Genomic DNA, 20405 nt, shown 5'->3' with positions numbered 1-20405 from the left:
GGCCGCGGCGTGCTCAGCCTCCGCTCTTGATCCAGTCCAGCGCGATCGCCACGACGGCCGCGTTGAAGAAGAAGCTGAGCACGCTGTGCACGATCACCAGCCGGCGGGTGGAACGTCGGGTGACGGTGACGTCCGAGACCGCGAAGGACGTGCCGATGGTGATGGAGAAGTAGACGAATTCCGTCAGCTGCGGGCGCTCGCAGTCCGGGAACTGCAGGCCGCCCGCCGAGAAGTAGTCGCGGGCGTAGATCTGCGCGAACGCGGTGTGCAGGAGGAGCCAGGACAGGAGGACGGTGGCGGCGGCGACGGGCTGGAGGGCCGGGTCCGGCTCGTCGCCGCGGGTGGCGATCATGAGCAGGCCACCCACCAGACCCGAGCCGCTGACCACCGCGGCGAAGAGCGTGGTCTGCCAGCGCGGCGCCGCCACCAGATCCGGATCGTCCTCGCCGGCGGGGATCCGGCGGCGCAGCAGGAACCAGCCGGCCACCACGTAGGCCACGGCGGCCACGTTCCACACGATCAGCAGCGGCACGGCGGCACGGCCGAACAGCAGCACCGCGGCGAGCCAGACCAGGCCCAGGAGCGTGAGCACCGTTTCGAGGAGGGGGACCAGCACCGAACGTCGCATGCGGCCAGCTTTCCACGGTGCCGCTCGCGCGGCGGATACCATCGCCGCATGCCGCCCGCCCGCTCCAGCCCGTCGCGCTACGTCCAGCTGCGGTTCCTGGAGGCCGGGCTGGCGGTGCTGGCCGACCGGGGGCACGCGGCGCTCAAACTCGCGGCGGTGTGCGAGCAGGCCGGATCGTCGACCGGGAGCTTCTACCACGCCTATCCGAGCTGGCCCGAGTTCACGTCGGCGCTGATCGAGTACTGGCGGCAGACCAAGAGCGACCGGCTGATCGAGGCCGCCCGTCAGGTACCCGATGCGTACGACCGACTGATGTCGCTCATCGACGTGGGCATGACGCTGCCGCACGCCACCGAGGCGGCGATCCGCGTGTGGGCGGCGCACGACCCCGAGGTCGCGCGGCACCAGGCCGAGGTCGACCTCGAGCGGCGGGACGTGATCGCGGAGACCTACACCGAGGTGATCGGTGATCGCGAGCTCGCCGAGAAGTACGCGACCACCGCGCTGTACCTGCTGGTGGGCTACGAGAGCGGCACGTTGCAGTCGCTGGACACGCTCGCCTTCGCGTTCCGCACCTTCACCGACGGCGCCCTCGGCGGCCCGCCCGAGGGCGACTGATCCGCCCTCGTCCGCCTAGCGCGCGACGAGATCCGCCGTCGCGGACCGGCCCCGGACGGCGGCGCTCGCGGCCCAGTACAGGCCCGCGCTCACGAGGAAGGTCGGAACCGTGGCGCCGATCGGGCTCACCCACAGGTACGTGACGGCGGACGAGAAACCCACGCCCACGATCCACACCGCCACCGCCACCGGGTTCCACCCGCCGCGGTACCAGTAGTCGCGCGAACCGGCCTCTGCCGGCGACGCGGCGTACCGGCCGCGTCGCAGCACGTAGAAGTCCACGACGATGATCGCGAAGACGGGGATGAAGACGATCCCGATCGCCGTGAGGAACGACGTGAACTTGTCCAGCAGCGCCAGCCACGCCGATCCCGCGATGGAGATCACGCCGAGTCCCAGTGCGGCGGGTAGGAATCGGATGCGGCCGGGCTCGGCGTTCACCAGCGAGGTGACCATGCCGTACACCGCCATCGAGTTGGTCGCCATGACGGAGAAGAACACGACGCCGGCGAGGGGCACGCCGAACTCCGCCACGATCACCGTCGGATCGAAGGGCGGGGCGTCCTTGCCGTTCGCGAGCAGCCACGCGATCGCTGTGGCGCCCAGCGCCATTGCGGCCACCGTCGAAGCGACGTAGCCGAGCCCGGAGCCGATCACGCCACCGCGCTCGCTGCGCGCGAAGCGGTTGATATCGGCCGAGAGCACCGTCCACGAGATCGCGGTGGCGACGACGATGTCGAAGATGCCGAGGCCGCTGAGACCCTCGGGGTCGCGGGGCAGGGCGTTCAGGCGGGCGGAACCGTCGCCGAACATGTCGACGAACAGGTAGGCCATGATCGCCAGGATCACCACGGCCAGAATCGGTTCCACCTTGGCGATGCCGGTGTGGCCGAAGACGGCGAGCGCCACGACGACCACCTCGCACAGCACCGAGAACAGGGCCGGATTCGAGTACCCGGTCTGCTGCTCGACCACGTAGTCGACGGTGACGCCGGCGAGCATCGCCTGGACCCAGCTCCACCCCATGAGCACGGCGATGTTGGCGGCCACCGGAATCCGGCTGCCGCGCACCCCGAACGACGCGCGGGTGAGGGCCATCGTGGGGAGCCCCGTGCGGGTGCCCACGTTGCCGACGGCGACCAGGACGAGTGCCCCGACCACGGTGCCGGCCAGGATCAGGACCAGCGCGTTGCTCAGTGAGACCGACGGTACGAACAGCGTGCCGGTCAGCATGGTGGTCACCACGAGGTTGGCGGCGAGCCAGATCGCGAAGATCCGCCGGCCGCTGAGCTCCCCGCGCACGGGCGTGCCGTCGTCGGCGGCGGCGTGCAGGTGCGCGTCGAGGCGGCGGTAGTAGCGCAGCATCAGGCGGCCGAGAGATGCTCGTGGACGGCGACGAGAGCACCGTCGGGCGTCGCGGCGAAGACGATCGACTCCCGCTCGCGCGTCTCGGTGCGGGTGCCGTCGCCGTCCTGCGTCATGGTGCGCACCGCGTGGCTGAAGACGGCGGTGGCGCCGACTGCCGTCACGACGCGCTCGGTGCTCTCGCACGAGAGCACGCGCCAGCCGGAGTCGACCCAGCCCGCCCAGAGCCGCTCGTACTCGGCGCGGTCGGCGAGCGTCCGGGGCTCGGTGTGGAAGACGAAGGTCGCCGCCGGGTGGAAGCCCGCGAAGTAGCCCTCGGTGTTCGTCGCGGCGAAGGCCTCGATGATGCGATCTGCCGCCGCGAACACCTCGCCCTCGGGGATCGTGTGCTGCATTCCGTCTCCTGACCTGCGGTTCTCCCGCTCCGGGTCGGCCAACTGTAAGGCCGATCACAGCCGCTCGCAAGCAGTTCGGGACGCCGGAGAACCGGCGGGCGAACGAACTGCGCACTCCGCGAGGCCGATGCGCCCCGATCGGTGCATTCGGCGCGCCTGTACTGCATCATCGGTACAGCGATTCGTCCCGAACACGCGACGGACGAACTTCGGGAGGAATCCGTGGACGAGGTCGACCGGGCCCTGGTGGCACTGCTCGGCGAGGACGGCCGGATGAGCCACCGCGAGCTCGCCGCCGCCGCGGGCGTGACCCGCGCGACCGTCGCGGCACGCATGCGCCGGCTCCTCGATTCCGGGGCGTTCACCGTGCAGGGCGTCGTGCATCCGTCGGTCCTCGGGCGGGGCAGCGTCTGCTACGCCCGCATCGAGGTCGACGGTGCCGCCGCGCCCGTCGCGGAGGCGGTCGCCGCCCTCCCGGAGGTGGTCTACGTGTCGATCACCACCGGCCGGTTCGCCGTGGCCGCCGAGATCCGCACCGGGTCGGGCGATGCCGTGGACGCCGTCCTGGCCCGCCTCCGTGGCCTCCCCGCCGTGGCGCGGGCCGAGACCCTGGCGTACCGCGAGGTGCTCCGCGACGCCGTCGGCCCCGTCGGCGCGGCCTCGGTGCACCTCGACGCGACCGACGTCGCGCTCCTGCAGGTCCTCGAGCGCGACGGCCGGGCGTCGTACGTGCGGCTCGCCGCAGCGGCCGGGGTCTCGGCGGCCGCGGCGCGGCGCCGGGTCCTCCGCCTGGTCGAGGGCTCCGTGGTGCGGATCGGCCCGATCGTGAGCCGCGGCTCGGAGCATGCGATCGGCATGGGGATCCACGTCCGCGGGTCCGCCCGCGACGCCGCGCAGGACGTCGCGGCCATCGGCGGGGTGAGCTTCCTCGCCCGCACCGTCGGCTCCTTCGACCTCCTCGCGACGGTCCGCGGACCGTCGGCGTCGGCTCTCGCGGCGACGGTCGACGCGGTGCGGTCCCGGCCGGCGGTCGGCGGCGTGGAGACGTGGTCGCACCTGCGGTTCGTCAAGGAGTCGTACGCGTCGCTGGGCGACGGTGCGTCGCCGCGATGACGACGGGCCGCGGCCACCCGGCCGCGCTCAGCCCGGAGAGGACTCGATCGCGTCGAGGTCACGGGCGCAGTAACGGTGGTGCTCGAAGGTCTCGGTGAGCACGGTGCACAGGCACTGCCCCACCGAGCGGCCCCGCGCGTACGGCGGCCAGACGTCGTCGTCGGGCACGGGCGCCGGCGCCGCGAGCCCCTCCGGTACGGCCCGCTCGAGCCAGGACTCCAGCTCGGCGGCCTGCGCGGCGCGGACGTCGACGACCTCGTCGAGGGACGGATCGGCGGCGAGGTCCAGGCCGTGCGCCCCGCGATAGGGCGCGACGTCCGGGCCGAGCCCCAGTGGCGTGAAGGTCGCGACCGCGCCGAGGCAGCAGCGCCGGAACCAGGAGTCGTGGACGAAGACGAGGTGCCGCAGGGTCTGCACCGCGGACCATTCGCCGTTCACGGTGCGGCGCTCGACGCCCGGAGCGCGACGGATCCGCTCGATCGTCGCGGCCCAGTCCGCGTGGAGGGCGGCCGCCGCGCGGCGCAGCTCGGCGGGATCCGCCGAGCGGATCAGCGCGCGGACGGGATACCGCCGGTCGAGCTCGGCCTCCACGTACCCGGTCACGTCCACGCCGTTCACGACCAGACCGGAGACGAGGCCGTCGATCGTCGCATCCTGCATCACCGCCCCGACGAACCGCGCCCCGGACAGGTCGCACTCGCGGAACTCCGCCCCGCGCAGATCCTCGTCGACGTACCGGACCACACCTCGCATCGTAGGTGTAGGGTCCCGACCTACCTGGCGACTGTCAGCCTTCTCACCTGCACTGCATCACGCAGTCCCACGGAGTTGGCATCTCGCCAGTCCCAGCAACATGGCATTTCCACCACAGCATTCAGGCCGTCGCCGGACTCCCACTCCAGCAGCAGTACCGTTCCCACAGCCTTCGACAGGTCGTAACTAGAACTGGGTCTACGAATTGATCAGCCGGACCACGTAGGGCATCGCGCCGTCGGTGCGCAGCGGCGATACTTTGACCGTCGATCCGGACTCGGGTGCCTCAAGCATCTGGTTGTCACCCAGATAGAGCGCTTCGTGCTGGCTCGCATTCGGGCCGAAGAAGATCAGGTCACCCCGCTTGATCTCAGCGAGCGGAACCTTCTTGCCGATGTTGTACTGGTAGCCGCTGTAGTGCGGGAGCTTGATGCCGACGGCAGCAAATGCGAACAGCGTCAGGCCCGAGCAATCAAATCCCGGGTTCTCGAAGTCACGGAAGGTATCGGCAACGCCGCCGTCGCGGACCCCGACGGTGGGGCCGTTGATATCACCACCCCCCCAGGAATATCTGGTGCCGACCACCGACAGGCCCCGGGCAATGACCGTGTCAATCATTTGCTTGCCCGACATCGACGCGACTGACACAGGCGCTACTGGTGCCTGGATTGCAGGCACCTGGGCTGCCGCTTGAGCCGGGACCTGGGATGCGGTCTGCGGTTGCGGCGTGAACCCGAACAGGTTGCTCAGTTGCCCGAGCAACGACGACGCTGCGGTCGCGGCCGACGGTGGCCCCCCGGGCGCCGACACTGCCGGTGCCGCAGAAGGAGCCGCTACGGGTGTGCTTGCGTTCGGGGGTGCCGCCGGTGCAGGAGCCGGCTGCGAGGAAGGCACCGTCACTGTCTGCTGTTCGCTGACGACGTATTGGTCATAGATCCGCTGCTGACCTGCGGCATCCCCGGACTTCGCCTTCGCCTCGGCGAGCGCCCTTGCGGCCGTCTGCCGACGCAAATCCAACCGTCGGCGTTGATCGGTCGCCGAACGCAGCGCCTCCAGGGTCTGGGCCACCGACCCCTGCGCTCGGGTGCGGCGGTCGGCAGCCGCGCCAGCCGCTGCATCCGCGGAGATCTTCGCGATCCGCGCAGCATCGCGGCTCGATCGCGCCCGCCGCCGGGCGTCATTGAGGCCGGTGACAGTACCTGCCTGGGCGGCAGCAACGCGCCGAAGAACCGCAGTGCGGTCTACCGCCGTCTGCCCATCCGGGGCGGTCAGAGCATCCGCGACCCCGCCCGAGGTGTTCCCCTGCATGTAGGCGGCGCGGAGCATCTCATCGAGCCTGCGCTGAGCAGCATCCACTGCCTGGTCGGAAGCCACGGCCTCCCGATCCGCAACTACTACTGCATTCGTCGCGGCCCGCGCAGCGTCGGCGGCCAACGCCACGTCGATCACCGCCTTGTTCACCGACTGCCGCCGAATGTCAACGTCGTTCTGCAAAGCCGCGATCTGCTGATCAAAGTCCGCAAGGCGCACGATCAACGAAGGAACCACCGCGACCGAGTGACCTGCTCGAGGGTCGTCTCCCACGTGCCGCGCCCACGCAGGATCCGCTCCGCCGACCACGATCGCAGCCACGATCGTCACCGCCGCCGCCCGCTGCATTCCAGACGCCCATCGATGCTGATTCACCACGGAACATCTCCTTCAACGAGCCGACCGCCCCCCGCGGGGAGGTTGCGCCCACGCGAGGGGATCAGAAGCGGAATATTGTTGGTGCGCAATCTTTTTACGCAAAGTTTGACGCGCCGCACCGGCACCCCTTGAGTACCATCCGAACCGTACGTCACAGACGCCACAGAGGGAAGCGGTGATCGAGCAGATGCAGAGCCTTAACTGCCACCTATAATGGGGTTGGCCTGCGGTATTCAAGATTCAATCAAGATCCTGCTACTATCCACGATAGTACTAAGGAGGAGTGCGACCCTTGCCTGGTGAGTTGGAATCCGCGGTCATGCAAGTGCTCTGGGACAGTGAGCACGCCTTGAAGGTGCAGGAGGTGGTCGATGCCCTCGACACCGGGCGGGCACTGGCCTACACCACGGTGATGACGGTTCTAGACAACCTGCACCGCAAGCAGTGGGTCCAACGCGAGAAGGTCGGCAAGGCCTACTTCTACGAGCCGACACTCAGCCGCGCGGAGGCTGCGACCCAGGCGCTGCGTGACGTGCTGGATGCATCCGGCGATCCTGAGGCAGTGCTGCTGCACTTCACCGAGTCCGCGTCGGACGAGGAATCAAAGGTCATCCGGCGGGCACTACGCCGTCGGTCACGGCAGCAATAGACTAAGCCCGGTGCGCGAGATCCGAATCCGGACCCGGATGAAGGGAATGAGTACACGATGACGGTGTTCGCGGCATTGGTCGTCGCGGCGGCTGCGATCGCGGCTGCCGGACCTGTGCTGCTCACCCGCGCGGGGCGTACGCGGCTCGATCCAGTTGCCCTGCTCATCGGCTGGGTGGGAGCGCTGGCAATGCTTGGACTGCTGACGGCGTTAGCGATCGTGGCACTGTTGCTGCCGCTGCACGCAGACTACTCGGTAACCACTGCGTTCGGAGACTGCTGGTCCCTGGCGGTCCATGGCACCGTGCCGCAGGGACGCCGGGCGACCGGCGCCGCACTAGCCGCGCTCATTGCGGGCTCCGTCGTGATCTCCGGCGTGCGCTGCGTCTTCGTCCTCGCGCGCCGGCGGGCGGTCGCGACGTTGCATTGCGACCGAATAAGGCTGGTGGCCAGTCCAGCCGCCGGGGACGGCCGAGTGTGGTGCCTCGAGCACGACGCCCCCTTGGCATTCGCCATCGCCGCACCCAGGGGCGGGATGGTGGTGATCTCCCGCGGCCTACAGACCTTGTTGGCACCCTCCGAGCTGGCGGCAGTGCTGGCACACGAGCACGCACACCTCCGCGGTCGCCACCACCTGATCGTTGCCATCACTGAGGTCATCGGGCAGGTCCTGCGCCCGATCCCGCTGTGCCGGAACGCCCCGAGCGCCGTGCGGGAATTGGTCGAGGCGATCGCTGACGGAGCAGCAGCACGCCGTTGCGGGGCGGCCACGGTACACCGGGCCCTGCTGCAGATGGCCTCCGCACAATCGGTGCGGCAGCGATCAGGGACAGCCGGGCGGGGCCCTACTCTGGCGATGGCGACCACCGCGACCTCGGCGCGGGCCCGCCGCCTACAGCTCCCCGCAGCGAGCCGCAGTGCTCGCGTGCGCCACTGCGGCGCGGTCGCCGCGGCCACCGCCCTGGGATCAGCCGCTACGGTGGCGCTTGCAGCCCTCGTCGTGTCCGCTATTTCCTGCCCAGCGCTCTAGCCCGCTGCGCCCGTGGCGCAGCGTGACAGAGAGATTTGCCTGTTCCCCGGGGGGCCAACTGCGCAGCAACATCCGCTGCGACGCTTCATCGTGACTAGCGAGTGCGACCCACGAGTCGCATTTCAGCGACCGTACACCGAGTCCCGAGCGCCTACGTCCTTGAGCCACTACGCTCCGGTGCCGCTATTCGACGAGTCACGAATGCCGATGCCCGGCGGTCGTGTCCACAGCCACAGGCATCTTCGCCGAGGGGTCGCACACCCCGGCGGGGCATTCGCTCACCTGTAGCGGATGCTCAGGCTCGCCGCCCCGCCACGACCACCGTATCCCCCAGCGGGTGGCGACCGCGGCACCCATGGCGAGGGCCGAGACGACAGCAACCAGGGGCTGCAGCGGCGCCCACAGCGTCAACGCTCCCGACGCGCCCAACATCGCGACGACGACCTTGTTACACAACGGGCACCCCACCGCGAGCGTCGACAGGACCACACCGGAAGTGCCTCGCACAGCACCACGATTCCACCCGGCCACCACCGGAGCTGCCAGCCAGGCGGCCGCGAGAACGGTCACCACCACGAGGACGAGGTAGTCCCACCAGCGCACCGGCGTCATCCGGGTGAAGACAGGATTGGGAAGCACTCGGGAGGGGATCGCGATCACCAGTGCGATCAGCGCACCGCCAGCCGCTGCGTGCCACCACCGCACCCGTCCAATGACCGCCCTGCGGTTCATACCACTCACAGTGCACCCTCCTCACCTCGCGCTTGTCTTTCCTCGAACTCAGCATAACTACTAGATCACATAGTAGTTCTTGGTGGCGGGCCTGCCCGCCCCTCATCTACTATTCAACATAGTAGTTACCTACTAAGCGTGTTAGTAGCTCAATCTCGGGAGAGGCCTGATCGATGAAACATCTCTCTAGCGTGCCGGATCCAGACGTGGGCCTTCCAACGGTGACCGAATCCGTCGGCGCGCCGGTGCGGCATGACGCGGTGCAGGCGTCGGAGAGGATCTCGACGATCACCGGTCCGGTGGGCGGTTGCGACCCAGTGAACGAAGCGGAGCCACAAGGACTGTCCGCTACGTACGTGCTAGACGCGGTCAGCGCTCCCGGTGCGCTCCGGATGCAGTACGAGGGCCTACGGATCGGCGCCGAGGCCGACGATACGCAAGGGCGATTCACCTGCCAGCGCGATGTCAGTCTCGCGGCGGCCCGCGGGCGGCCGGTCGCTGTGACCGAGCGGCTATCGGGGATCCCGGCAGGCGAGTGGGATATTCGGGTGCGAGCAGCGTGGACACCGGCTGCGACGCAGGCGGGCGAGCTGGCGGGCGAGATGAAGCTTCCGGACCAGCAGATGCGGGTCCGGACGGTGTTCGCGCCTCTGGCACACGGGCCCGCGGTGGCAGCGTGGTGTTGGCCGCTGCTGGTGGGGCTCGGCGCTGTCGTCGCGGTCGCGCTCATGGCAGTGAACGTCTCCCTCGCTGGCGGCTCTGCATTCGCGGCGGTGGGGATCAGCGGTGTGGCCTGTGCTGTGGGGTTTCTCGGCGCGCGGTTGTGGTTCTTGGCAATCCATCGGATGCCGCTACGGAAGCTGCTGTCCTCCGGAGCCTGCATTCAGGGGTTCAACGCCGCTGCCGCGGTGGTCTTGGTGATGGGGGCGCCGGCGATCGGACTGTCATGGGGCGCGGTGCTCGATTCTGCTGCCCCGGCACTGCTCGCAGGGATGGCCGTCGGGAGGCCGGGGTGTTGGCTGACCGGCTGTTGCGCTGGAAAGGTCACCGTGTCGCGGTGGTCACTGTGGTCATCGGATCGGAGGGTGGCCGCTTCACGCTATCCGGTGCAGCTGTTTGAAGCTGCGGCGTGCGGGACGCTGGCGATAGGGGCCGAATTCCTGTTCCTGGGCGTCCGGCACTCGGGAGCGATCTTCGTGATCGGACTCGCTGCCTACGCGCTGGTCCGGCAGGTGCTGTTTCCGCTGCGCTCCGACCCGCACACTCGGTGGGGGCGTACCGCAGTCGCAGCAGGTGCTACGGCCGCGATCGCGGTGGCGATATGGGTGATGACGTTGTGACGAGTCGGCGGGGCTACCGGGATGTGCTCAGACAGATCCGGACTGCCTCGCCCATTCTCCGTCCTGGTCAGCGGCCTTCCGACGACGCCAGGGCGCTGGCTTTGGTCCACTGCTGCCAGGGCACACTCCAGTCACCGTTCTGCCATTGCTCGAGAGGTGCGCCGCCAGTGTTGCGGATTTCGACGATGTCGCCGGGGACCGAGAAGTCGAAGAACCATCGAGCGTTGTCACCGTTGAGGTTGAGGCACCCGTGGGAAGTGTTCGTGTTGCCCTGCGCCCACACAGAACTGTCGAGTTGGTGCAGGTAGATACCGTCTGTGCTGATCCGTGTCGCGTAGTTGATCGTCTGTTTGTACCCCAAGCGCGAGTTGATCGGTAGCCCGTAGGTGGACGAGTCCATCACCACCGGGTTCGCCTTGTCCATCACGGTGTAGATGCCCCGTTGGGTCCAGAAGCTGATGGTGTTGCCGTTGATGATCTCGCTGCCGCCCATGCCCATGGAGGTGGGCATCGTACGGACGAGATTACCGCCGTCGTAGACGGTGACCGTCTTGGTCGCGTCGTCGGCGATCGAGACATGCGAGGCGCCGATGGTCGCACTGGCACGCACGTCCTCGGCGCCGTAGAGGCGCTCGCCCAGGCGGACACCGTATAGCGCGGCGTCCACGGTGATCTGAGTGCCCGGCGTGTGGTATTTCTCAGGTCGCCAATGCGCTTCGGTATTCGAGACCCAGCACCACGCTCCCTCGACCGCGGGTGTACAGGTGACTTTCATACGACGTTCTGCCTCGGCGCGGTCTGCGATGTCGGTGTCGAACTTCGCCACCAGCACCAGCCCCACACCGTAGGTCCGCCCTTCGCCGACCGGGGTGCCCGCCGTCGTTGCCAGCTCCATCGTCGCCTGCGCCTGTGGCGCGAGAGTGGTGAACGTGCTCTGCCGTTCGGTCCGGCGTCCTGCCTCATCGACCGCGACCGCTCGCAAGCGGTAGGTGCGGCCGAATCCAAGGGGCTCACCGGCCGACCAGGATTTGCGCGGTGCGTCCAACGTGCCGGCAACGGCGCGTCCCGCCTCGTTGGTGAGCGTGACTTCGGCGAGGGCGCCGGTGCCCACGACACGCACAGTGACCGGTGTGCGGGGTGTGACCTCCGCGGCGCCGTCGGCCGGCGCCAGCTCGATCAGTGGCACGGCGCCCGACGGTTTCGGTGAGGACGAGGATCCGCTCAGCGGCACCGCGCCCCGCTCGGCACCGCAGGCGGACGTGATCGCGACGGCTCCGATTCCGGTTGCCGTCCGCGCCAGCAGAGTTCGCCGTTGCAGAACCATTCAGCCTCCCTCGACCCGCCTCATCACGCAACTACTAATTTGCATAGTACTTTATGGTGAGTGGTCGAGCCCGCCAGGTCCGCAGGCGAGGTACTCTCACCCGCTCCGCCGGTACAGGTACCAGGCGCGGCGAGTCGTCGAGCAGGTGCGGGTGGGTGTTCTGACCGTTCCATCGACTGAAGCGCTCACTTGCCCGGAAGCGAGGGTTGCGCCCTAGCAACAGCGTCCTCGATGTCCTGTACTGATCGGAAGACCAGCGGGTCCACGATCCGCTGCACGGAGCCGTCGGGGCGGACGAGAAAGGACAGCGGCAGCAGGGGCGGGATCTGCAGTGTCCTCGCGACCGCGCCGTCCGCGTCGATGATGCTCGGGTACGCGAGGGCGAGATCGGTGGCGAAGGTACGAGCGTAACTCTCGACGTCGCGGACGTTGATCCCGAGTACCTGGACTGCTTCGGGGCGTTGGGCATAGCGCGAGAGGATCGGCATTTCTTCGCGACACGTCCCGCACCAGGACGCCCAGAAGTTGAGCAAAGTGGTTCTGCCTGCGGTGAGTTGTCCGAGGTTGATCACATCGGGGGTAGTGAGGCAGGGCTCGGACAGATCTGCCAGGGGCCCAACGGATCGGGCTGATACCGATTTCGTTCCGCCGCACTGCGGTTTAGGTACACCGCGGGCTGAGCTGGCCTGGAGTGGGGCCTCGGTTCCAGTGCGGGTGCCGGTGGAGGCGGTATCGTGGTCTCCTGGTTTTTCCGTGTGCGAATGCGCGGTCGAGACGGCGATGAGCAGCAGCGCGGCAGCGATCGCAATAAGGGCCAGTGCGTACCGGTGCCGGCGATGCCACGGCGGGGTTGAGGCGCACTCGTCGGGTCCGGGGGGAAGGGCGACGCTCATGGTGTCTTCTGCTCGTCGATGGGCACGGGCGTCGTATCGGCGGGGACCGACTGTTTGAGACCGGTGGTGCGACGTGCGCGCCGTTTGATCACCGTTGCGGCGATCAGGGCCGCAGCGGCCAGGGCGGACGTGACCGCTTCGGGCAACGCGCCCCAGCGGGTGGCGAGTGTGAGCCGGTCGTCGAGGGGAACAGTCGCGATCAGAGTATCCGCGCTGAACAGTGCGGACTGGTCGGTGACTGGCTATGTCAAGTTGATCTGGCCCCGGTAGGGCGGTTTCATTCGGCCCCACCTGAGTGGGGCCCTGAGCCGCTAGAGTCCGGGGTGTGGATGGGCGGCCGCGGGTGCGCAGTGTGGTTGCGCCGACTGGTTGGGATCGCGAGTCGGTGCGTGCGTATGCCGAGTTCGTGATCGCGCGTGATGATCAGCTCGGTGATCAGGTATCGGTCCGGGTGAAGATTAAAGACGGGGAGCGACTGCCGAACCTGACGACCCGGTGGACCGTGGTTTATGTCACTCACCAGAACCGGGCCTTGCGCCGGCATCTGTCGGTAGTCAAGGACGAACGCCGCGCTTAGCCCGCGGTAGCTGCTGCTTCGGTGTGAGCCAGGCGGTAGCTGTGAGTGCCGGTTTCGATGATGGTGCCGCGGTAGGTGAGCCGGTCGACGATCGCGGCGCAGAGTCGTGGGTCGGTGAAGGTGTCAGTCCAGCCGGAGAAGGACTGGTTGGAAGCGATCGCGACGCTGTTCTTCTCTTCGCGTTCGGTGAGGACTTGGAAGAGCAGTTCGGCGCCGCGGCGATCGAGTTCCATGTAGCCGAGCTCGTCGATGATGAGCAGGTCAACGCGGCCGTAGCGGTTGATGGTCTTCGCGAGCTGCTTCTCGTCAGCGGCCTCGACCAGCTCGTTCACTAGTTTGGTGGCGAGGGTGTAGCGGACTCTAAAGCCTTGCTCGGCGGCAGCGGTTCCCAATCCGATCAGCAGATGGGATTTGCCGGTTCCGGAGTCGCCGATGAGGCAGAGCGGCAGTCCGTGGCGGATCCAGTCGCCGGTGGCGAGCTGGTGGATGGTGGCGGGTTCGATGTCGGGGTTGGCGTCGAAGTCGAAGTCCGCCAGCCACTTCTCCCGCGGGAACCCCGCGGCTTTGACGCGGCGAACAGTGGAGCGGCGGTCCCGGTCGTCGACTTCGGCGAGCAGGAGTTCGGCGAGGAACCCCTGGTAGGACAATTGCTGCTTGGCGGCGGCGGTGAGGTGCTGGTCGATCATCGACCGCACTGTCGGCAGGCGTAGGCGCCGGCAGGCCTGGTCAACGGCGGCGAGGGCGGCTTCTTCGGTGAGGCCGCCCCGGCGGCGCAACGACGGGGCCAGCGCATTCGTCTGGTTCTTATTGGCGGTTGCGGTCATAGCCGGGTGGGCCTTTCAATCGGTGGTGGGTCCAGCGACTCAATCGGTGGTGGGTCCAGCGACGCAGGTAGCGCGTCGGAGGCAGTGCGTCGCCGGTGCTGCGGGAGCAGGCGGTCGTAGGCCGTAACGCTGGGCAGCGGTCGCCGGTCGGGTGGCAGGCCGGCGATCACCGCCGCGGGGTCTGCGAGCCGTCGTTGGGTGAGGCTGACAACTCGTTGCTCGCGTCGTTCGGCATGGCGATCGAGATGACGGCCAGCGTTGGCCCCACCTGTCTGGTCGGCAGCGACCGAGGCGTGCGCGAGCAGGCGGGCTTCGGCGCGGCGAGCCTCAACGGCGACGACCTCGGCGCTCACCGCCCCGACCCGCAATGCAGCATCGATGCCGGCGATCACCGCCGCGGCGGGCAGGCTGCGGTGCAGCAGCAGGACGTCGATCAGCTCGCTGGTGCCGTCGGTGTCGCCGTTGACTCGTCGGGCGGCGGCCCAGAACGCATCATGGCTGGCGGTGAACACCCCGGCAGCGCGGGCCTGCGCCAACGCCGTTGATCCCGGCAGGGCACCGGGTTTGAACTTGAGCACCTCGAGGTAGTGGTCGAGGTCGATCTTCGCGGTGCCGCGGCCGGCGACCCGTGGATGCCGCGCGACCAGGGTCCGGCCGTCGTAGACCAGCAGCTGGGAGGCTTGTAGTGAGACGCGGACTCGGCGGCCGATCAGGTGCGCCGGCACCGAATACTTCACCATCCGAACGGTGATCATCGCCGACCGATCGACCCGTGGTGTGAGGATCAGGCCCGGGTCGAAATCCTCCACCGGCAGCGGCGCGAGCGCTGCTCGGTCGTGCTCGTAGTCCTGGCCGATGGTGCGCAGTCGTCCGTCGATCCGGCGGCCCTCGTCGCGGTCCTCCCAGGCTTTGATCTGCTCGTTGAGCTCATCGAGGGACTCGACCTGCGGCATTGGGGTCAGCCGGTTGCGGCGGAACCATCCGACCTCGCCTTCAACGCCGCCCTTCTCGTGCGCCCCGGCGATGCCGGGCTGGCAGTAGAACGGATCGAATCCGTAGTGCGAGTGAAACAACGTCCACCGCGGGTTCTCCTGTCGCCGCCGGTCTCCGCCCTGCAGGACCGCGACCACCGCCGAGGTGAGATTGTCGTAGCGGATATGCCGGGTCGGGACCCCGCCGAGCTCGCGGAACGCCTCGACGTGCCCTTCGAGGAACGCTTCCTGCCCGCCGGTCGGATAGACCCGGTGAATGGCCTTGCCCGAGTGCGAGAGCCGGTAGACGAACATGTGGCACTTGGTCTTCACCCCGCCCAGGATCACCCAGACCTCGCCGAAGTCGACCTCCGCCTCCGCCCCGGATGCGTGGTCCTGGGCGATGAACACCTCCCGGCGGCGGCCGGCCTCCACCTCGATCTGCGCCCGCCGGACCCGCACGTAGTCCCGCACCGTCGAATACGACAACTCGACCGCATCGTGCTCGATCGCCAGGCGTTCCCGGATCCGCGTCGCGGTGTGCCGCTGCTTACGCGGAGCATCCAGATCCGACCGCAACATCTCATCAATCGCCGCCTTGAACCGGTCCAACCGCGGCGACGACCGCTCCGGCGTCTTCCGCGGCGGCGGCTCCGCCGATGACAACGCCTGCCGCACCGTCCTCCGGTGCACGCCATGCTTGCGAGCCAACGCCCGGATACTCATGCCCTCGACCCGGGCGTCCCGCCGGATCTGCGCGAACAGCTCCACCTTCGATCCCATCATTGGCCACCACCTGCTTCGGCTCGGAAACGATGTTCACGAGCAACCATCAGGTGGGGCCAGATCAAACCGTCGCAACACCACCGGCGAGTCGCAAACGGGGCCAGGTCTAGCCGTCGAGCCGGGGCCTCTTCAAGCTGTCATAGCCAGGTGACCGTCCCGTCCGGGGTCACGACAGCGCTGACGCCACTCGTCGCGGCGATCAGGACGGTGCGGCGGTGCTCGATGGCCCGCAGTCGGGACATCGCCAGTTGTTGGTACGACATGGCCGTGCGGCCGAAGGTCGCGTTGTTAGTGGGCACGGTGATCAGCTGGGCTCCACCGCGTACAGATTCACGGACGAGGTCGTCGAAGGCCACTTCGTAGCAGATGGCAGCCGCGGTCGGTATGCCAGCGAGGGTGACAATGCCGTCACCATCGCCAGGCACGAACCGGCCGGCCTTGTCGGCGTATGCGGACAGGCGGGTCGCGAGCGGCCGCATCGGTAGGTACTCCCCGAAGGGCACCAGTCGCCGCTTGATGTGTTGCTGTCCAGGACCGGAGCCGGGGTTCCAGACGATGGAGACGTTGCGTGATGTGCCGTCGTCGGCGGAGAGCACTGCACCGACGAGGACAGGTACGCCGAGCCTGTTGACCGTCTCATCGATCCGCGCGCGCACCTGCCGATCGCGCAGCGGGTCGATATCCGAGGCGTTCTCGGGCCAGACGATCATGGCGGGCCGGGGCATCTGGCCAGATTCGATGGCACTGGCGAGGTCCTCGGTGCGTCGTAGGTGATTCTCGAGCACTGCGGCACGCTGAGCATTGAAGTCCAGTCCTAGGCGGGGAACGTTGCCTTGGATCACCGCAACGGTCACGCTCGCTCGCGGTTCGTACGCTGGTAGCGCGATTAGGAGTGCTGCGCCGGCGAACGGGAGGATGCCACCAAGCGACGCACGGACAGCAGCGCGCGGTGACCTCCGCAGTGCCGCGCGGACCACGGCGAAACCGGAGCACCCGATGAGGGCGACCGCGAACGAGACGGCCGGTGCGCTGGCGATCGCGGCCAACTGTACGAGAGGCCCATCGGTCTGCCCGAACGCCAACTTTCCCCAAGGGAACCCGCCGAATGGCAGGCGGCTGCGCAGTGCCTCCGTCGCTGTCCACGCGCAGGCGCACCACAGCGGGTAGCCGGGGAGAACCACCATCCGGCTGACCAAGGCGCCGAACACCGCTACCGCGACGGCTTCGACCGCGGCGAGCGCGATCCACGGCCCAGCCCCAACGTAGATGCCTACCCACGGAAGCAAGGGCAGGAAGAACGCCAGCCCCGCGGCGTAGCCGTACAGCAGGGCTTGGCCGATTCCGCAGCCCCACACGGCGGCGACCACGAGCGCGACACCGACCGGCGCCGCTCCCCACAGCGCGGTGGGTGGGAACGAGATGAACATCGCTCCGCCGCCGGCGGCAGCCAGAAGTAGCCTGACCGCTGTGTGCGTCCACGGCCAATGAGCCGGCCCCCACCGAGTGGATGTCGCGGATGGGAGCCTTCGTGCTGTCTGCGTGGTCACGAGTGAGATCTCCTCAATTCTGGACCGTGGTGGTGCTGCTCGTCGCGAGTCGTCTGGGCGATCGCGGGCGTACTGGTTGGTGCGTGTCGACGGCGATTCCTGTCAGATCGGCATGACGATGTTGGAGACGAAGAGCCGCCGGACCATGTCGACGAAGTCGGACCAGTAGCCGGTGACCAGGGCGAGTCCGACGGCGATCATGAGCACGCCGCCGGCGACCTGGATGCGTCGGCTGTTGCGGCGAAGCCATCCGACGGCCCGCACCGCGGCGGTCGATCCGACGGCGAGTGCGATGAACGGCAGGCCCAGGCCTACGCAGTAGGCCACCACCAGCGCGGCACCGCGTGCCGGCGCTGCGTTGGTGCCCACAATGATCGACATGATCCCCGCCAGGGTGGGACCGATACAGGGAGTCCAGCCGAGCGCGAACACCCCGCCCAGCAGCGGGGCACCGGCAAGCGTGGTCCAGGGTCGTGGCGCAAAACGCACCTCGCGGGCAAGTGCCGGGACCAATCCGATGAACGCCAAGCCCATGATGATGGTGATTCCCCCACCTATCCGCATCAGCGTCTCTGCATTGAGCCGAATCGTCGCCGCCAGACCAAACACCGACATCGTCATCAAGAGGAAGGCCGCTGTGAACCCGCCGACGAACAACGCGGCTGCGCCGAGCACTCTCCACCGACCGGACCGGTCTACCGCCTTTCCGCTGCCGCCGAGCTCTGCGATCGACGTCGCTGGAGCCTCGGCGCCGACCAGCCCCGCGAGGTACGACAAGTAGCCGGGAACAAGGGGCACGATGCACGGCGAGGCGAAGGACACCAACCCGGCGAGCAGGCATGCCCCGATCGCCAGGATCAGCGGACCTGACACGGCGGCGTCGGCAAAGGCTTGTCCCATCAGCCCTCCCCGGCGACGCGGTCCACGGCATCGGTGAGGGTCTTCTCGTCGATCGTCGTCAGGTATGCCGCGGCCACGCGATGCTGCCGATCAAGGACGAAGGTCATCGGCACTACTGTGGTCGGGTACTGCTCACCGAGCGCGAGCAGCGTCTTGCCAGGGGGATCGTAGATCGACGGATAGGTCAGCCCGTGGGAGCGGATGAAGTCCCGCGCCGCATCGTCGCCGGCGGTTTCACGAACGTCGATACCGAGAAACTGCACACCCTTGGACTTGCGCGCCGTGTACACCTTTTCCAGAGCAGGAGCCTCGAGACGACAGGGGGCGCACCAGGAGCCCCAGACGTTGATCACCACGACCTTTCCGGCGTAGTCCGACAGTCGCAGCGTGGCCCCGGGATCAGTGACACTACGTCCGGACAGCTCACCGACGACGCTGCGCCGCTCGGGCGGGTAGAAGTGCCTGGCCTTGCCATCCGGAGCGATGATCCCGCCATCGCGTGCCCGGTCGCTGAGCTGAACGCACCCGCCGAGCAGCATCGCGACCACAAGCACCGCGATCACACCGGCGCACCGGCGCAGACTCGAGCTGCCGCTCGGGGGACGGTCATCATCGCCCAGCGATGCCCGTGTGGACTGTCGTCGCATCCTCACCCCTTCTCGGCGGCTAACGAACCAGCCACCAACTACTAAGTAGCATAGTAGTTGGTGGCTGGTCGGTCGCACTCGCCATCGGGGGCAGCCGCGGAGACGTCGGTCGCGTCAGGTGTACTTGAGGGTGGTCATCATGCCCATCTCCATGTGATAGATGTTGTGGCAGTGCAGGGCCCAGGTTCCGGGGTTGTCCGCGTCGAGGTCGACCTCGACCGAGCCCATGGGCTTGATGAGCACCGTGTCCTTGCGCAGTCCGCCACTGCCGGGGAGGCCCCAGGTGTGGCCGTGGATATGCATGGGGTGGAGCATCATCGTTTCGTTGGTGATCTGCATCCGCAGTCGCTGGCCCTTGCTGACGCGCAGAGGCGTGTCTTCGCCGTGCTTCTTGCCGTTGATGCCCCAGGCGTACGGGTCCATCTGGCCGTTGAGAGTGACCTTGATCGTGGAGTCGGGCTGGGCGTCAGGAAGGCGCGCGGAGTCGGCGGCGGTGAGTTCGGTGGCGCCGAGCAGGACCGGGCCGTCCAGTTCCGCGGGGCGAATGTCGGCGGCGGGTGCGGCGCCGGAGCCTGTGCGCAGGACTGCCAGAGCCTGGCCCTTCTTACCTTCGGCGGCGGCGACTAGCGGAAACGCGCCGTCGCCTGCGGTGACGGTCACGTCGTAGCGTTCCCCCATAGCGACGAAGAGCGCGCGGGCCTGCATGTCGTTGACCCTGTGTCCGTCGGTGTGGGTGACGGTCATCGTGTGACCGCCAAGGGCGACCCGGAAGACGGTGTCGGAGCCGGCGTTGATGATCCGCAGGCGGATGCGTTGTCCGGGCTTGGCGCGGAACTCGGTCGGCGCCGTAGGGATTCGGCCGTTGATGAGGTAGTGCGGGTAGACCACGTCGCCAGCATCGCCCAGCGGAGAGCTTCCCATGCCAGGCATCGAGGAGTGGTCCATGCCACCCATCCCGCCCATTCCGGTCTGCAAAGGTCCGGTCTTGGCTTGGAAGTCGGCAAGGATCTGGTCAGGGTTCTTGCCGATGCCGTCGGTCCAGTCGTCGAGGACGACGATCCACTCGGCGTCGAAGGCGCCTGGTTCATTGGGGTCGTCGATGATGATCGGAGCGTAGAGGGCACGGTCGAGTTGGGCACCGACGTGGGGATGGAAGTAGTGGGTGCCGGCGTCCGGGGCGGTGAACTCGTAGACGAATCGCCCCCCGGGGCGCACAGCATCCTGGGTGACGCCGGGAACGCCGTCAGCTTCGTTACGCAGGCGGATGCCATGCCAGTGGATGGTGGTGTCGGCGGGAAGCTTGTTGTCGAGGGTGACGCGGAGGAAGTCTCCGGCGTTGGCGCGCAGGACCTTGCCGGGGAGGGCGTCGTCGTAGGCCCAGGTACGGGCGGTGATACCGCCGAGGTCTACGGTGGTCTCGCGCGCGGTGAGGGTCGTCTCAACGACCTTCTGTCCGGCCTGGGGTGTGGCCTGTAGTGGCGGTCCTTGCAGCGCACGAGAGGCACCACTCGGCGTGCTGGCGGTCTTGTCGCCACATGCGGCGAGCGCGCCGACGCTGAGCGCGGCGAGACCGCCGAAGAGGGCTGTTCGTCTGGTCACCGGTGTCATGAATTGGTTCCTTGGTT

General features: G+C 68.0%; 20 protein-coding genes. 6 read left to right on the top strand and 14 right to left on the bottom strand.

What is annotated here, in order from left to right:
* Window positions 1-13: 13 nt before the first annotated feature.
* Window positions 14-628, bottom strand: coding sequence for a DUF1345 domain-containing protein (locus tag ELY19_RS08290; RefSeq protein WP_126195767.1), 615 nt, complete (start codon window positions 626-628; stop codon window positions 14-16).
* 48 nt (window positions 629-676) lie between these two features.
* Between ELY19_RS08290 and ELY19_RS08285 the strand changes: the two genes are divergently transcribed.
* Window positions 677-1246: a TetR/AcrR family transcriptional regulator gene (locus ELY19_RS08285; protein WP_126195766.1), complete on the top strand. Its 570-nt coding sequence runs from the start codon at window positions 677-679 to the stop codon at window positions 1244-1246.
* 15 nt (window positions 1247-1261) lie between these two features.
* On the opposite strand, the gene ELY19_RS08280 is transcribed toward ELY19_RS08285, so the two are convergent.
* The gene (locus ELY19_RS08280; RefSeq protein WP_126195765.1) at window positions 1262-2611 is read right to left on the bottom strand and encodes a purine-cytosine permease family protein; all 1350 of its coding nucleotides are present in this window, start codon (window positions 2609-2611) and stop codon (window positions 1262-1264) included.
* Window positions 2611-3006, bottom strand: a complete 396-nt coding sequence (locus ELY19_RS08275; protein WP_126195764.1) for a YybH family protein — start codon at window positions 3004-3006, stop codon at window positions 2611-2613. The genes ELY19_RS08280 and ELY19_RS08275 overlap by 1 nt, the downstream gene beginning before the upstream one ends.
* Window positions 3007-3228: 222 nt before the next feature.
* On the opposite strand from ELY19_RS08275, the gene ELY19_RS08270 reads away from it, so the two are divergent.
* A complete protein-coding gene (locus ELY19_RS08270) occupies window positions 3229-4119 on the top strand; it encodes an Lrp/AsnC family transcriptional regulator (RefSeq protein WP_126195763.1) in 891 nt (296 codons plus the stop codon).
* 27 nt (window positions 4120-4146) lie between these two features.
* On the opposite strand, the gene ELY19_RS08265 is transcribed toward ELY19_RS08270, so the two are convergent.
* Complete coding sequence (locus tag ELY19_RS08265; RefSeq protein ID WP_126195762.1) at window positions 4147-4872, bottom strand: DinB family protein; 726 nt, start codon at window positions 4870-4872, stop codon at window positions 4147-4149.
* A 198-nt stretch (window positions 4873-5070) separates the two neighbouring features.
* Window positions 5071-6561, bottom strand: a complete 1491-nt coding sequence (locus ELY19_RS08260; RefSeq protein WP_126195761.1) for an NlpC/P60 family protein — start codon at window positions 6559-6561, stop codon at window positions 5071-5073.
* Between the two features lie 319 nt (window positions 6562-6880).
* Between ELY19_RS08260 and ELY19_RS08255 the strand changes: the two genes are divergently transcribed.
* Window positions 6881-7210, top strand: a complete 330-nt coding sequence (locus tag ELY19_RS08255) for a BlaI/MecI/CopY family transcriptional regulator (RefSeq protein ID WP_019201639.1) — start codon at window positions 6881-6883, stop codon at window positions 7208-7210.
* A gap of 57 nt (window positions 7211-7267) precedes the next feature.
* Complete coding sequence (locus ELY19_RS08250; protein ID WP_019201638.1) at window positions 7268-8239, top strand: M56 family metallopeptidase; 972 nt, start codon at window positions 7268-7270, stop codon at window positions 8237-8239.
* A gap of 195 nt (window positions 8240-8434) precedes the next feature.
* Here ELY19_RS08250 and ELY19_RS08245 read toward each other — a convergent pair whose 3' ends face one another.
* Window positions 8435-8971 (bottom strand): hypothetical protein, encoded by a 537-nt coding sequence (locus ELY19_RS08245; protein ID WP_019201637.1) that lies wholly within the window; start codon window positions 8969-8971, stop codon window positions 8435-8437.
* A 221-nt stretch (window positions 8972-9192) separates the two neighbouring features.
* On the opposite strand from ELY19_RS08245, the gene ELY19_RS08240 reads away from it, so the two are divergent.
* A complete protein-coding gene (locus ELY19_RS08240; protein ID WP_158635062.1) occupies window positions 9193-10311 on the top strand; it encodes a prolipoprotein diacylglyceryl transferase family protein in 1119 nt (372 codons plus the stop codon).
* A gap of 67 nt (window positions 10312-10378) precedes the next feature.
* Here ELY19_RS08240 and ELY19_RS08235 read toward each other — a convergent pair whose 3' ends face one another.
* Window positions 10379-11635, bottom strand: coding sequence for a L,D-transpeptidase (locus tag ELY19_RS08235; RefSeq protein WP_019201635.1), 1257 nt, complete (start codon window positions 11633-11635; stop codon window positions 10379-10381).
* Window positions 11636-11820: 185 nt separating this feature from the next.
* Window positions 11821-12528, bottom strand: a complete 708-nt coding sequence (locus ELY19_RS23770; RefSeq protein WP_126195760.1) for a TlpA family protein disulfide reductase — start codon at window positions 12526-12528, stop codon at window positions 11821-11823.
* A 325-nt stretch (window positions 12529-12853) separates the two neighbouring features.
* Here ELY19_RS23770 and ELY19_RS08225 point away from each other — a divergent pair, with 325 nt between their 5' ends.
* A complete protein-coding gene (locus tag ELY19_RS08225; protein WP_126195759.1) occupies window positions 12854-13105 on the top strand; it encodes a hypothetical protein in 252 nt (83 codons plus the stop codon).
* On the opposite strand, the gene istB is transcribed toward ELY19_RS08225, so the two are convergent.
* The 6 genes from istB to ELY19_RS08195 all read right to left on the bottom strand — a co-directional run bounded on the left by istB (window position 13102) and on the right by ELY19_RS08195 (window position 20388).
* Entirely contained in the window at window positions 13102-13929 is an 828-nt protein-coding gene (gene istB, locus ELY19_RS08220; RefSeq protein ID WP_068526535.1) for an IS21-like element helper ATPase IstB, read from the bottom strand. The two genes, ELY19_RS08225 and istB, sit on opposite strands and share 4 nt — an antisense overlap.
* On the bottom strand, window positions 13926-15683 hold the full coding sequence (gene istA, locus ELY19_RS08215; RefSeq protein ID WP_227967292.1) for an IS21 family transposase: 1758 nt from the start codon (window positions 15681-15683) through the stop codon (window positions 13926-13928). Before istA ends, istB begins: the two co-directional genes overlap by 4 nt.
* 140 nt (window positions 15684-15823) lie before the next feature.
* On the bottom strand, window positions 15824-17113 hold the full coding sequence (lnt, locus tag ELY19_RS08210) for an apolipoprotein N-acyltransferase (protein WP_126195758.1): 1290 nt from the start codon (window positions 17111-17113) through the stop codon (window positions 15824-15826).
* Between the two features lie 222 nt (window positions 17114-17335).
* The gene (locus tag ELY19_RS08205; protein ID WP_019201632.1) at window positions 17336-18133 is read right to left on the bottom strand and encodes a cytochrome c biogenesis CcdA family protein; all 798 of its coding nucleotides are present in this window, start codon (window positions 18131-18133) and stop codon (window positions 17336-17338) included.
* A complete protein-coding gene (locus ELY19_RS08200) occupies window positions 18133-18696 on the bottom strand; it encodes a TlpA disulfide reductase family protein (protein WP_019201631.1) in 564 nt (187 codons plus the stop codon). Before ELY19_RS08200 ends, ELY19_RS08205 begins: the two co-directional genes overlap by 1 nt.
* Window positions 18697-18894: 198 nt before the next feature.
* Entirely contained in the window at window positions 18895-20388 is a 1494-nt protein-coding gene (locus tag ELY19_RS08195; protein ID WP_019201630.1) for a multicopper oxidase family protein, read from the bottom strand.
* Between the last annotated feature and the right edge of the window lie 17 nt (window positions 20389-20405).

Origin of the sequence: Tsukamurella paurometabola (assembly GCF_900631615.1) — a bacterium.
Lineage (GTDB): Bacteria > Actinomycetota > Actinomycetes > Mycobacteriales > Mycobacteriaceae > Tsukamurella > Tsukamurella paurometabola_A.
The sequence above is the reverse complement of the archived record's forward strand: the minus strand, read 5'-3'. Positions and strand labels throughout refer to the sequence as shown.

Bases quoted from the DNA above. Each gene is read 5' to 3' on its own strand.
- ELY19_RS08290 (WP_126195767.1), bottom strand. From the start codon at position 628: ATGCGACGTTCGGTGCTGGTCCCCCTCCTCGAAACGGTGCTCACGCTC.
- ELY19_RS08285 (WP_126195766.1), top strand. From the start codon at position 677: ATGCCGCCCGCCCGCTCCAGCCCGTCGCGCTACGTCCAGCTGCGGTTC.
- ELY19_RS08280 (WP_126195765.1), bottom strand. From the start codon at position 2,611: ATGCTGCGCTACTACCGCCGCCTCGACGCGCACCTGCACGCCGCCGCC.
- ELY19_RS08275 (WP_126195764.1), bottom strand. From the start codon at position 3,006: ATGCAGCACACGATCCCCGAGGGCGAGGTGTTCGCGGCGGCAGATCGC.
- ELY19_RS08265 (WP_126195762.1), bottom strand. From the start codon at position 4,872: ATGCGAGGTGTGGTCCGGTACGTCGACGAGGATCTGCGCGGGGCGGAG.
- ELY19_RS08255 (WP_019201639.1), top strand. From the start codon at position 6,881: ATGCAAGTGCTCTGGGACAGTGAGCACGCCTTGAAGGTGCAGGAGGTG.
- ELY19_RS08250 (WP_019201638.1), top strand. From the start codon at position 7,268: ATGACGGTGTTCGCGGCATTGGTCGTCGCGGCGGCTGCGATCGCGGCT.
- ELY19_RS08245 (WP_019201637.1), bottom strand. From the start codon at position 8,971: ATGAACCGCAGGGCGGTCATTGGACGGGTGCGGTGGTGGCACGCAGCG.
- ELY19_RS08235 (WP_019201635.1), bottom strand. From the start codon at position 11,635: ATGGTTCTGCAACGGCGAACTCTGCTGGCGCGGACGGCAACCGGAATC.
- ELY19_RS23770 (WP_126195760.1), bottom strand. From the start codon at position 12,528: ATGAGCGTCGCCCTTCCCCCCGGACCCGACGAGTGCGCCTCAACCCCG.
- istB (WP_068526535.1), bottom strand. From the start codon at position 13,929: ATGACCGCAACCGCCAATAAGAACCAGACGAATGCGCTGGCCCCGTCG.
- istA (WP_227967292.1), bottom strand. From the start codon at position 15,683: ATGGGATCGAAGGTGGAGCTGTTCGCGCAGATCCGGCGGGACGCCCGG.
- lnt (WP_126195758.1), bottom strand. From the start codon at position 17,113: ATGTTCATCTCGTTCCCACCCACCGCGCTGTGGGGAGCGGCGCCGGTC.
- ELY19_RS08205 (WP_019201632.1), bottom strand. From the start codon at position 18,133: ATGGGACAAGCCTTTGCCGACGCCGCCGTGTCAGGTCCGCTGATCCTG.
- ELY19_RS08195 (WP_019201630.1), bottom strand. From the start codon at position 20,388: ATGACACCGGTGACCAGACGAACAGCCCTCTTCGGCGGTCTCGCCGCG.